This is a genomic window from Schwartzia succinivorans DSM 10502 (assembly GCF_900129225.1).
GTDB lineage: Bacteria > Bacillota > Negativicutes > Selenomonadales > Selenomonadaceae > Schwartzia > Schwartzia succinivorans.
Genome location: NZ_FQUG01000002.1, coordinates 369,454 through 382,178 on the forward strand (window position 1 = coordinate 369,454; position 12,725 = coordinate 382,178).

The window sequence follows — 12,725 nt, forward strand, 5'->3', positions numbered from 1 at the left end:
TGAAAATATGGTAAAATACTGTATGTATTTGGAAAGAAAAGCGATGTACAGACGTGAGTGAGTCGCTTTCCCATAGATGAGGTGTAAATAATGCGATTATATATAGCGGAAAAGCCAAGCATGGGCAGGGAGATTGCAAAAATTCTCGGTGCGCCCGTGCGTAAGGGCGACGGTTTTTTGGAAACACCAAATGGTGTTGTGACATGGGGCTTCGGCCACATTCTGAGGCAGGCAGAGCCTGAGGAGTACGATGAAAAATATAAAAAATGGCGTACTGAGGACCTTCCTATAGTTCCGAGGGAGTGGAAGCTGATGGTGGCAGAGTCCTGCCGTAAGCAGTTCGGAATTGTCAAGGGACTCATTGAGCGCGCGGACGAGATCGTCCATGCAGGAGACCCTGACCGTGAGGGACAGCTTCTCATTGATGAGGTGCTTGAGTACGTCGGAAATAAAAAGCCTGTGCTGCGTATCCTTTTGAATGCGCTTGATGAAAAAAGCATCCGTGAGGCAAACGCGGATTTACGTGACAACAGGGATTTTGCGCACCTTAAAGAGTCAGCTCTCGCGCGTGCCCGGGCGGACTGGCTTATCGGAATGAATCTTTCGAGAGCGTATACGCTTGCTGCAAGACGGGCGGGACATGATATGACGCTTCCCATCGGACGCGTAAAAACACCGACGCTTGCGCTTGTTGTGCGCAGGGAGAGGGAAATTAAAGATTTTCATCCCGTGGCGTACTATACAATCAAGGCGAATTTCAATCATGAGAACGGTTCCTTTGATGCGGTGTGGAAACCGAAGGAGAGTCAGAAGGGCCTTGACAGCGAGGGACGTCTCGTTGATAAGGCAGAGGCTGAGTCAATGCTTCAGGCATTTGCGTTGGCAAACACGGATGGTGTTATTTCGTCCTATCAGACGACAGCCAAGAAGGAACCGCAGCGTCTGCCCTTCTCACTTTCGTCGCTGCAGGTGCTTGCAGGCAAGAGGTTCGGCTATGACCCGCAGCAGGTTCTTGATACAGCGCAGGAGCTGTATGAAAAGAAGCTGACCAGCTATCCCCGCTCGGATTGTGAATATCTGCCGAAAAATCAGATACCTGCCTCAAAGGCTATTTTGAAAAATCTTACCGGAATTGACGATGAACAGCTGAAAGTGTGGGCAGCGGGCGCTGATGGGAGTATCCGGAGCCGCGCATGGAATGATAAAAAAATTACGGCCCACCATGCAATAATTCCTACAACTGTCCGTGTGCAGCTTTCTTCACTGACACCGATGCAGAGGGATATTTACTTTTTGATAGCGCAGGCATATCTGGCACAGTTTTACCCGGAGCACACCTACGACCAGACTAAAATCAATGTGCGCTATGCAGGGGAGCTTTTTGCCGCAAGCGGACGAGTGGTAAAGGAGCCGGGCTGGAAGGCTCTTTACAGCGGAAAGCAGGCGGAGAAGGATGATGAGAAGGACGAGGACAGCACCCAGCTTCCGCAGATGAAGAAACAGGATGCCGTGCAGTACAAAAATGGAAAAATGGATGAGAAGGAAACAAAACCTCCTCAGCGTTTTACTCCTTCAACTCTTCTTGCCGCTATGAAGGACATTCATAAGTATGTCAAGGATGCAGAAGCAAAAAAACAGCTGAAGGATGTAAGCGGAATCGGAACCGAAGCAACGCGCGCATCTATTATAGATGACCTTATTAAAAGAAAATTTTTGAAGCAGCAGGGGAAAAAGAAATATCTGATTCCACAGCCGTCTGCGGAGCTTCTTGTGGATGCTCTTCCTGATGACATGACATACCCTGACAAAACAGCCGTGTGGGAGGATGAGCTCCATTCCATGGCAGCAGGCAACGGAACCATTGATGCTTTTTTGAAGGAGCAGGAGGACTTTGCGCGCCGTCTTTGTGAAAAAGCATTTGGAGTGAAGATGGAGGTAAAGGGAGAGTATCCCTGCCCGCGCTGTCATCAGGGAATAATGACAAAGAGACACGGTAAAAACGGTGATTTTTGGGGATGTACTAATTTCCCGCGCTGCCGTATGACCTGCGATGATGTGGATGGAAAGCCGGACCTTGAAGGTGCATCCAGGCGCAGTGCTTCCCGTGCAGGGCAGACTGCCGCACCTGTTTACAATGCACCGCCTTCCGATTCCTTTATGATGAGTGATGAGGAAATGGCGGCATTCACGGCGCAGTATCAGCCTGAGTTTTCGGCGCAGGCTTTTCTGTCGACGACAGCGGCGCCTAAGGTACGAAAATGGGGAACAGAGCCCAAACCCTCCGCGGCGCCTATGGAACACATGGAAAAAGCGAAGGAAAAGAGCCCCTGGCTTTGCCCGCATTGCAGGGAGGGGAGCCTTCAGCTCGTACATGGCAGAAACGGTGATTTCTGGGGCTGCACGAATTACCCGAACTGTACGGCTACATACGATGATGCCAAGGGACGTCCGGTCTTGCCGTGACACGGGACATAATGTTACAATAGAAGTGATTTTTTAAAATTTCTGGGGGTTGTTTGTTTGGATTTTGCGTTTGTTTCGGGCAATTTACTTTTGATTGCTGTGCTGATTCTTCTCAACGGTTTTTTCGTTGCAGCAGAGTTTACAATTGTCAAGGTTCGCCCGTCACAGCTTGAAGAGCTCATCAAGGCAGGAAAGACACGGGCCAGGTATGCCAAGATGCTTGTAGACAGTATGGATGTTTCACTGTCTGTCACACAGCTGGGAATTACTCTTGTATCCCTTGCTCTTGGCTGGATTGGTGAGCCATTTTTGAGCCGTCTCATGCAGCCCTTTTTTGAGCTGGTCGGCCTTGAGGGGGCGGCTGCGGAGACTGTTTCCTTCACTGTCGCGTTTTCCCTCATCACAGCAGGCCATATTATATTGGGAGAGCTTGCCCCGAAAAACATAGCGATACAAAAAGCTCTGGACGCGCTTTTGTTTCTCGCTGTTCCGCTGCTGCTCTTCAAGAAAATTACATATCCGTTTGTATGGCTTCTGAATCATGTCGCGAATTTCGTAACACGTCTTTTTGGCTTTGAGCCGACTTCTGAAAAGGAGGATGTGCATTCTGAGGAAGAGCTCCGCATTTTGATGGCGGAGAGCAGGAAGCACGGCGCAATCAATAAGACTGAATACGATTTCGTGGACAATGTTTTTGACTTCTCGGATAAGGCGGTGCGTGACATCATGGTGCCCCGTACCGATATGGTGTGTCTTTTTCTGGAAAATACAGTGGAAGAAAATATACAGGTTGCGCTCAAAAACCGTATGACACGCTATCCGATTTGCCGCGAAGGCAAGGATGATATTATAGGCTTTCTGCACATAAAGGACCTTCTGGATCCGCTGTGTCACGGGCGTAGGCCGAATCTTCGCCGTCTGGCAAGGAGGACGCTCTTTGTACCTGAGCCGATGTCTGTACCGCGTCTTTTGAAGACAATGCAGGATAAGAAGGTACAGCTGGCCATTGTCGTTGATGAATACGGCGGGACAGCAGGTATGGTTACAATCGAGGATGTCGTAGAGGAAATTGTCGGGGATATTCAGGATGAATTTGACCAGGAAAGACCGACAGTCGAGCGCAAGGGAAAACGTCTCTTCTCTGTTGACGCCAAGCTGATGCTTGAGGAGGTCAACGAGATTCTTGAGATAAATATTCAGGAGGATAATGTAGATACGCTTGGAGGATGGCTCTATGCAAGGGTGGAAACTCCGCCGCGTATCGGACAGAAGGCTTCATTCGGAGGCAGTTCGTTCTTTGTCGAGGAGGTCGAGCATCTCCGCATCACACGCGTGCTTGTGAAGCTTGGACATGACCTGAAGGAGGAGCATGACGAAATTCACGAGCTCGGAAAACAGGAGGAAGATGCGGAATGATTTTGTCTTTGGAAGGATGGACAAAGAGTTACGGTGAGAAAAGACTTTTTACCGATGTGAATCTTGCTGTTTCCGAAGGTGACAAGATTGGTATAGTCGGTGTTAACGGTACAGGAAAATCTACATTTTTGAAAACCATCGCCGGAGTACTTCCTGCAGATGAAGGTACGATTCACCGCATGCGCGGGCTTGAAGTAGAGTATCTTGAACAGGAAAAGGAGCTTTCTCCGGAAAATACAGTTCTTATGGAAGCGCTCAGGGGAACAAGCCCTCTGATGGAGGCGCTGAGGTCTTATGAGATGGCAATGGCGGAAGGAAACGAAGAAAATATTGTCCGCTTTTCCTCGCGCATTGACGCTCTCGACGGCTGGCAGCTCGAAAGCAGAGCGAAGATGATTCTGACGCGTCTCGGCTTTCAGGATTTTCGTAAGCAGGTCGGCACGCTGTCCGGCGGAGAAAGAAAAAGACTTGCGCTTGCGGCGGCCCTGATACGTCCGGTGGATTTACTGCTGCTTGATGAGCCCACAAACCACCTGGACAGTGATACAATAGTATGGCTGGAGGAATACCTCAGACAGCAGAAATGCGCCCTCCTTATGGTTACGCATGACCGCTATTTTCTTGACCATACGGCAGACCGCATATTGGAGCTTGATAAAGGCAAAACCTATACCTATACAGGAAACTACTCAAGCTTTCTTGAACAGAAGGCTGCCCGTATAGAACGGGAGGAAGCAGGTGAACGCAAACGCCAGAATTTTCTCAGGCGCGAGCTTTCGTGGATACGCCGCGGAGCACAGGCACGCTCAACAAAGCAGCGTGCCCGTATTGAGCGTTATGAGGCTGTAAAGGCAGAGAAGGTTGATCTGGCCAGACCGACTGTTGAAATCGGGCTGGCAGGAAGCCGTCTCGGACGCACTGTAATAGAGCTGGAAAATGTTTCTGCCTCGGCAGGAAGCAGACAGGTTGTCCGCGATTTTACGTACACGGTGCGGAGAAAAGACCGGCTGGCAATTCTCGGCCCAAGCGGAGCAGGAAAATCAACACTTCTTAATGTATTTTCAGGCAGACTTGAACCCGATAAGGGCTCGGTGACAATAGGACAGACGGTAAAAATCGGATATCTCACACAGGATACGGCCGAAATGGACACAAGGATGCGTTCTGTTGATTATATTCAGGAGACTGCGCGTCATGTTACTCTGGCCGACGGGACACGCCTTTCGGCTGTGCAGCTTATGGAGAGGTTTTTATTCCCTGAGGATTTGCAGTGGGCACCTATCTCAAAGCTGTCAGGCGGTGAAAAAAGACGGCTGTTCCTTCTTCGTATTTTGATGGAGTCGCCGAATGTACTGCTTCTTGATGAACCGACCAATGACCTCGATCTTGAGACTATGCAGGCTCTCGAGGGATTTATTGATGATTTTGCGGGAGCTATTATTTTCGTATCCCATGACCGTTACTTTGTTGACCGTCTGGCAGATCGTGTGCTCGTGCCGGAGGCAGATGGTAAATGGGTGGTTTACACGGGAGGCTGGTCTGAGCAGCAGGCCCGTATAGAAGAAAGCATCGAAGCCGCGAAGGAAGAAGGAAGCAGGACAGAAAAAATACCCGTGCCGGAGGAACAAAAGCAGGAAGTGAAGCCGTCCTCCCCGAAGAAAAAGCTTACCTTCAAAGAACAGAAGGAATACGCAGAGATAGAGGATGTTATAGCATCCAAGGAGGCTGAGCTCAAGGGCGTGGAGGTGCAGATGACGCTTGTGGCGGCCGATGATTATGCGGAGCTTGCAGAGCTTACAAGGGAGCAGACGCGGCTCAGTGAAGAACTTGACGCGCTCATTGAGCGCTGGACATATTTGGAAAGTGTTGCAGAGCAGGGGAATTGATATGCGAACAGGGGGAATCTGATATGCAGTTTACATTTGTTCATAATAATCTGCACGTTTTTGATTTGGAGCGCTCAATCGCATTTTACGGTGAGGCATTGGGACTTCGCGAGAGCCGCCGCGTGGAAGGACGCGGACGTACCTTTGTTTATCTCAGTGACGGACATTCCGGTCACGAGCTTGAGCTTACGTATGTGCATGACCGTACGGCACCTTATGACCTTGGAGAGAATGAAGTTCATCTTGCCTTTTCCGTGGACAATTTTGCGGTTGCGCACATGCTTCATGAGCAGATGAACTGCATTTGCTATGAAGATCCTGAGCATGAAATATACTTTATAAGTGATCCCGATGGATATTGGACGGAAATCCTCCCGTCAGATCACGGGAGCTTCCGTTGAGCGGCGGCTGGGACAGTGTAAGGGCGCAGGCGGCTGAAGCTGCCTTTTGCATCCGCGCCGGAGAGCTTGCACAGACGGCAGCGTCGTTCCGGTTTGATATTGAACAGGGACTCAAAAATAAGGATGTTTCCTCACTTCGGATGCTTCCTTCATATACCGCGCTTCCGGACGGCGGGGAACAGGGAGATTTTCTTGCTCTGGATTTCGGCGGCACGAATGTACGGGTGCAGCGTATACGCCTTTTGGGCGGGGGAAAATGGGAGATACTGAAAAAGGCAGCGGCTCCGCTCCGTTGTGCCGTATATGATTTTACATCACAGGACACCCCGCGGGAGGAGCTTTTTGATTTCTTGGCAGGACTTGTAGATTCTGCAATGGACGGAGATACAAAAACGCCATGCAGGCTCGGACATACCTTTTCCTTCCCCTCGGAGCAGGATTCTCTGAAGGATGCAAAACTGATTATCTGGACAAAGGAATTTGCCGTGCCGGGAGTCGAGGGTGAATACGTCAACGCTCTTTTGAGTGAAGCTCTGGTGCGTCACGGATTTGCAAACGTAAAGCCTGTGGCTGTCGTAAATGATACCGTCGCGGTGCTTTTGGCTGCGGCATACTGTATGAGTCCGGTGTTTATCGGCTCGATATACGCAACAGGTCATAATGTCTGCTATCTGGAAAGCTTTGAAGGAAAACAGCCGAAGATGATTTTGAATATGGAGTCAGGCGGTTTTTCGAAGCTTATTCCCAATGAGTACGATAATGCTCTTGACGCACGCTCGGAAAAGCCGGGAGAGCAGCGGATGGAAAAAATGACTTCGGGCAGATATCTTGGAGAGCTGTATGCTCTTGCGCTGGAATACTGTCTCGGCCGTGAGAAAGGAACTGTTCCTGTGTTTTCGGCTGCGGAGCTTTCGGGTATTCTTTCCGACGGAGCGGAAAATATTCTTCATTTTCATGGAATAGACGGTCTGTCCAAAGAAGAGTACGAAGAGGCAGAAGCTCTTGCAGAGGCGGTTCTCAGACGCTCGGCAAGACTTGTGGCGGCAGAATTCGCAGGGACGCTTTGGCATCTTGCAGGCAGCGGCATGATACTTCCTCAGAGCATTGCGGTGGACGGCTCTGTTTACGAAAAAATTCCGTTTTTGCAAGCTGCCATTCACGACGCGTTAGTGGAGCTTTTGGGAAGCGATTCAAGGAAAATTACAGTCGCGTGTGTCAAGGACGGATCTGCTTTGGGAGCTGCGATTGCGGCATGTATTTCAGAATAATTTGATGAAATCGCGTTTTTAATGAGATTTTAGAAGGAAAATATCCATAAAGCGCGAATTATATATAGTTGAGGAAATGTGAAGGAATTATTCCCTTGGGGAGGAGACGAACCCTATGGATTTTGATGGAAATATCCGCAACGCAATCGTTAGGATTAAGGTAGTCGGTATCGGCGGAGGCGGAAACAGCGTACTGCTCAGATTGGCGCAGGACCAGCTTCCGGGAGTTGAGCTTCTGGCAATCAACACGGATGCAAAGCAGCTTGGCGCACTGCAGCTGGCAGGCGTGCCGACGCTTCAGATTGGAGAACGCCTGACAAAGGGACGCGGGACAGGCGGCTCTGCCGAAATCGGCGAAAAGAGTGCGGTGAGCGATGAAAGACGTCTTCAGGTTGCGCTTCGCGACGCTGACCTTGTGTTTATTACAGCAGGTATGGGAGGCGGTGTCGGAACCGGTGCGGCTCCTGTTGTTGCCCGCTGCATCCGCGATATGGGTATTCTTTCGATAGGTGTCGTTACTGCGCCGTTTTCCTTTGAAGGAAGAAGAAAGCTTCGCGTTGCTATGGACGGTATTGCAAAGCTTCAGTCGCAGATGGATGCGCTTGTCGTAATTCACAATGATAATCTCATGAAGATGATTGACAACCGCAAGATGCCTCTTATGGAAGCGTTCAAGCTGGCGGACGGAGTTTTGAAGCAGGCAATCAGCTGTATTTCCGAAGTTATCCTGACTACAGGTGTCGTGAATGTTGACTTTGCCGATATAAATTCAATTTTCCGTCAGAGCGAGTCCAGTGATGCTATTCTCGGAATCGGAGAAAGCGAAACGGGAAGTGCGGTCGAAGCCGTAAAGAACGCTGTCGCAAGCCCTCTGATTGAGCGCTCCCTCAGTGGTGCCCGGGGAATCATTCTTAACGTAAGCGGAGATGAAACGCTCAGTCTCTTTGAGGTCAATGAAGCAACGCAGTACATTTATGATAATACTCATCCCGACGTTAATATCATATTCGGAACAGTTATCGATAAAAGTCTTAACGGAGTTGTCCGTGCAACCATTGTTGCAACCGATTTCGTAGATAGTCTCATTGTGCGTAAGCCGATGCTTGGGCAGCAGCTTCCGGAGACGCCGCAGGTTGCTATGCAGCCTGCATCGGTGGATAGAAACAGAATTCCGACAGAAAATACAGCTGCAGCGATGCCTGCGCAGCAGCCTCCGGTGCGTGAAATACCGAATGTCCGCCCGCTGCCTGCCGTGGAAGGGGCGGAAAAGCTTTCTCTGGAACAGAAGAAAGGCGCGGAGGATATCAAGGTTCCTGATTTTTTCAATTCGAAATCCTCGGGCGTTATTCCACCCTTCAGACCTTTTGGAAAATAATTAACGTAAAAAACGGACCTTTGGCAAATGCCAAAGGCCCGTTTTTTGTTTTCTCATGAGAAGTAATCAATCTGCATGGCATGCTTTACTTCAGCCAATGTCTGTGCGGCTGTTTCTTCTGCTTTTTCACAGCCCTTCTTGAGCATATCATAAACTGCGGGAATATCCTTTGCGTATTCCTCACGGCGTTTGCGGATCGGCTCAAGCTCCTCCTGAAGAATTTCGTTGAGGAACTTCTTGATTTTGACATCGCCGAGACCGCCGTGTTCGTAATGCGCCTTGAGCTCGTCGAGATTTGCGTAATCAGGAAGATATCTTCCGAAATGTTCCGGCTTGCAGAAGGCATCAAGATAAGTGAAGACAGTGTTGCCCTCCACATGTCCGGGATCGTTGACCTGAATATGAGTCGGGTCAGTATACATGGACATGATTTTCTTTTTAATGTCGTCTGCGGAATCCGAGAGGTAAATGCAGTTGCCGATTGATTTTGACATCTTTGCCTTTCCGTCTGTTCCCGGAAGACGCAGGCATGCCTCATTGGATGCGAGAAGAATTTCAGGCTCTACGAGGACAGGCGCGTAAATGTCGTTGAACTTGCGTACAATCTCACGTGTCTGCTCGAGCATAGGCTTCTGGTCTTCACCGACAGGCACGGTAGTTGCCTTGAAGGCTGTGATGTCGGAGGCCTGGCTTATAGGATAGCAGACAAAGCCTGTAGGCACACCCTCACCAAAATTTTTCTGCTGAATCTCAGCCTTGACGGTCGGGTTGCGTTCGACGCGTGCAAGGGAGACAAGATTCATGTAATACATTGTAAGCTCTGTGAGCTCAGGTATCTGAGACTGAATGAAGATGACCGATTTTTCCGGGTCAAGACCGATGCCGAGATAATCAAGAGCTACCTCGGTGATGTTTCTGCGCACCTTGCCTGGGTCGGCAAAGTTATCTGTAAGAGCCTGCGCATCCGCAATCATTATGAATATTTTTTTGAATTCACCAGTATTCTGAAGCGCAACACGCTGCCGAAGAGAACCGACATAGTGGCCGATGTGAAGATGCCCTGTCGGGCGGTCGCCTGTAAGAATTATTTTATCGCTCAAAGTTATTTCCTCCCCGTTTGTGGTTATAACAACAATATTTATTATACGGCATTGTTTGTGTTTTGCCAAAGGCAAAATACTCAAATCATGTCTGAAAAGTGTAAAGATGACAATGAGATTTTGATTTTTTTGTACTTAATATGTATATATGTTCACGAATATAGAAAAATGTGTTAAAATAAAAGCGGTTTGTTAGTTTGGGATGCCGTAGGAAAATCGGCAGTCCCGAAGATTGGAGTGGCTGTATGAGGATTATTACCGGAACAGCACGCGGTATGAAGCTGAAAACGCCGAAGGGAATGGAAACACGGCCAACTGCTGACCGCATCAAGGAATCGCTGTTCAATATCCTCGGCACGCGTGTATATGGCACACGGGTGCTTGATGTTTTTGCCGGTACAGGAAATCTCGGACTTGAGGCGCTTTCCCGCGGTGCTGAGCATGCTGTTTTTATTGACAGAACGACTGCCGCGCTGGTAAAGGAAAATGCCGAGCATACGCATCTTTCCGACAGAGCCGAGGTTTATCGCGGAGATTCGGAGGCCATTCTCGGACGTCTTGCCCGTGACGGCAGGGAGTTTGATCTTGTGTTTTCCGATCCTCCGTATCACAAAGGTCTTTGGGAAAAGGTGCTTACTATGCTTGATACAATGCCGCTGCTTTCGGAGAAGGCACTTGTTGTCGTCGAGCATGGACGGGATGAAAATGAGCTTCCCGTGCTTTTAAGGCTTGAACGTGTACGAAATGAGACTTATGGACGCACTACGCAGCTGAGCTTTTTTGAGCTGAAAAGCGGGGAGGAGAATATATGACGAAGGCGGTTTGTTCCGGAAGCTTTGATCCCGTAACATACGGTCATATTGATGTTTTCGAGCGCGCCAGCAAAATGTTTGATGAGCTGACCGTTGCAGTTTTTCATAATATAAGGAAGGAACCCTTTTTCTCGGTGGAGGAACGTGTACGGTTGATAGAGGAATCAACCGGGCATATTCCAAATATCAAGGTCAGTTCCTTCTCAGGGCTGATTCCTGATTATCTGCACGCCAACGGAGCAAATGTCATTGTACGTGGACTTCGTTCGGTGACAGACTTTGAATATGAGGTTCAGCAGGCGCAGATGCTGAAGCATATCGCGCCGGATTTGGAAACAGTATTTATACTTACAGGTCAGGAGTATTACTTCGTAAGCTCCTCGGGGATTCGTGAGCTTGCGATGTTCCACGGTGATATTCACGGACTTGTACCTGAATGCGTGGAAGAGGCTGTGAAGCGGCGCATTATGGAAATAGAAGCGAAAAGCTGACAGTCTTGTCAGACTAAGCTTAAATGGATAAAAAGGAGAGCTGGGGCAGATGGCAGTAAGCAATATCTTGGATGAAATTGAAAATCTCGTTGTTGATGGAAAGCATATCGTATTTACCAATAAAAGTATAATCGAGGAACCGGACCTGGTTCGTCTCATTGATGACCTCCGCAACGAGCTTCCTTTGGAGCTGCAGCAGGCCGAACAGGTAATGCAGGATAAAGAAGCTATTCTTACTGAGGCCCGTGAGGAAGCGGAGCGTATTGTCAATCAGGCTAAGGAATATGCAAATCATCTTGTGGACGAAAGTGAAGTCGTCAAGCAGTCGCAGGAAAAGGCGGCACTCATCATGGAGCAGACAAAGGCCCAGGAGCAGGAGATTTTGAACACGGCCTATTCCACTGCACAGCAGCTGCGCACGGATTCGAGCCAGTATGCAAATCAGGTATTTGACCACCTTATTGTAAACGTAGGAAATGCCCTGCAGGTTCTCCAGCAGGCAAAGGATGAGTTGCAGCGCATGCCTGTTCAGCAGCCGATGCCGCAGGAACGTGACTACGGGCAGCAGGAACAGTAATAATACTATTGAAGCTGAAGCACAGCAGCCTATATGGCGGCTGTGCTTTTTTGCTGTTGAAGGAAAATCCCGGGGATTTGTGTGATACACAGGTCAAAATACAAATGAAAAAAGGATTTGCCAAAGAAGTGTCGAATTTTATCTGTAGATATTACCTTGAGAAAGCAGGTGAGGAATTGGACAGAAAATCAATTCGTGAATTACTTGAGCAATATAAAGAAGGAAAAATATCAATAGATGACGGAGTGGATGCTCTTTCACAGCTGCCTTATGAAAACCTCGGCTTTGCGCAGATAGACCATCATCGTGAGCTCAGGCAGGGCTTTCCGGAGGTAATATACGGAGAGGGCAAGACAAAGGAGCAGATTCTTGCCATAATGAAATCACTTGCGGAGGAAAGCCGTCATAATGTGATGGCAACCCATGTGTCTGCGGAAAAGGCGGACTTTGTAAGAAATGAGCTTCCTGATGCGGTCTATGATGAGGTCTCAAGGATACTTTACATAGAGCAGAAAAGAAGCGAACCGGTTGATGAAACGCGAAGAATTTTGGTGCTGTCGGCAGGAACAAGCGATATTCCTGTAGCTGAGGAAGCCGCGCTCACGGCAAGACTCATGGGGAATGCCGTGGATACCTGCTTTGATGTCGGCGTTGCCGGAATCCATCGTCTTTTTGCCCATAAGGAAGAGATAGTCAAAGCAAATGTTATTATAGTCACCGCGGGCATGGAAGGAGCTCTTGCCAGCGTAGTCGGAGGGCTGACTGATAAGCCGGTTATTGCTGTTCCTACGAGTGTGGGATACGGAGCAAGCTTCCACGGAGTCTCCGCGCTTTTGGCTATGCTTAACTGCTGCGCAGCAGGAGTTGCTGTTATGAATATTGATAACGGGTTCGGTGCGGGAGTACTCGCCGGGAAGATAAATCGTATGAGGTGAA

The 12,725-nt window shown here is 49.1% G+C and carries 11 protein-coding genes; 10 read left to right on the top strand and 1 reads right to left on the bottom strand.

Translation table 11 applies throughout. From position 1 onward, the window contains the following. Positions 1 to 90: 90 nt before the first annotated feature. From BUA83_RS01610 to ftsZ, 6 genes are all read left to right on the top strand, one after another. Positions 91 to 2,463 carry a DNA topoisomerase III gene (locus tag BUA83_RS01610; protein WP_072934428.1) on the top strand — a complete coding sequence of 791 codons (2,373 nt, stop codon included), beginning with the start codon at positions 91 to 93 and terminating at the stop codon, positions 2,461 to 2,463. A gap of 57 nt (positions 2,464 to 2,520) precedes the next feature. Then, positions 2,521 to 3,879, top strand: a complete 1,359-nt coding sequence (locus BUA83_RS01615) for a hemolysin family protein (protein ID WP_072934429.1) — start codon at positions 2,521 to 2,523, stop codon at positions 3,877 to 3,879. Next, positions 3,876 to 5,765: a ribosomal protection-like ABC-F family protein gene (gene abc-f, locus BUA83_RS01620; protein ID WP_072934430.1), complete on the top strand. Its 1,890-nt coding sequence runs from the start codon at positions 3,876 to 3,878 to the stop codon at positions 5,763 to 5,765. Before BUA83_RS01615 ends, abc-f begins: the two co-directional genes overlap by 4 nt. Positions 5,766 to 5,788: 23 nt before the next feature. After that, positions 5,789 to 6,166 carry a VOC family protein gene (locus BUA83_RS01625; protein ID WP_072934431.1) on the top strand — a complete coding sequence of 126 codons (378 nt, stop codon included), beginning with the start codon at positions 5,789 to 5,791 and terminating at the stop codon, positions 6,164 to 6,166. Further along, complete coding sequence (locus BUA83_RS01630; RefSeq protein WP_072934432.1) at positions 6,163 to 7,434, top strand: hexokinase family protein; 1,272 nt, start codon at positions 6,163 to 6,165, stop codon at positions 7,432 to 7,434. Before BUA83_RS01625 ends, BUA83_RS01630 begins: the two co-directional genes overlap by 4 nt. A gap of 115 nt (positions 7,435 to 7,549) precedes the next feature. Next, entirely contained in the window at positions 7,550 to 8,809 is a 1,260-nt protein-coding gene (ftsZ, locus tag BUA83_RS01635) for a cell division protein FtsZ (RefSeq protein ID WP_072934433.1), read from the top strand. Between the two features lie 53 nt (positions 8,810 to 8,862). Here the strand turns inward: ftsZ and trpS are convergent, their stop codons facing one another. Then, positions 8,863 to 9,909 (bottom strand): tryptophan--tRNA ligase, encoded by a 1,047-nt coding sequence (gene trpS, locus BUA83_RS01640; protein WP_072934434.1) that lies wholly within the window; start codon positions 9,907 to 9,909, stop codon positions 8,863 to 8,865. 245 nt (positions 9,910 to 10,154) lie between these two features. Here trpS and rsmD point away from each other — a divergent pair, with 245 nt between their 5' ends. From rsmD to larB, 4 genes are all read left to right on the top strand, one after another. Then, on the top strand, positions 10,155 to 10,721 hold the full coding sequence (gene rsmD / locus BUA83_RS01645) for a 16S rRNA (guanine(966)-N(2))-methyltransferase RsmD (RefSeq protein ID WP_072934435.1): 567 nt from the start codon (positions 10,155 to 10,157) through the stop codon (positions 10,719 to 10,721). Next, positions 10,718 to 11,212 carry a pantetheine-phosphate adenylyltransferase gene (gene coaD, locus BUA83_RS01650; protein WP_072934436.1) on the top strand — a complete coding sequence of 165 codons (495 nt, stop codon included), beginning with the start codon at positions 10,718 to 10,720 and terminating at the stop codon, positions 11,210 to 11,212. The genes rsmD and coaD overlap by 4 nt, the downstream gene beginning before the upstream one ends. Positions 11,213 to 11,261: 49 nt before the next feature. Continuing rightward, positions 11,262 to 11,789 (top strand): ATP synthase subunit B family protein, encoded by a 528-nt coding sequence (locus tag BUA83_RS01655; protein WP_072934437.1) that lies wholly within the window; start codon positions 11,262 to 11,264, stop codon positions 11,787 to 11,789. A gap of 176 nt (positions 11,790 to 11,965) precedes the next feature. Beyond that, positions 11,966 to 12,724 carry a nickel pincer cofactor biosynthesis protein LarB gene (gene larB, locus BUA83_RS01660; protein WP_072934690.1) on the top strand — a complete coding sequence of 253 codons (759 nt, stop codon included), beginning with the start codon at positions 11,966 to 11,968 and terminating at the stop codon, positions 12,722 to 12,724. Position 12,725 lies beyond the last annotated feature (1 nt).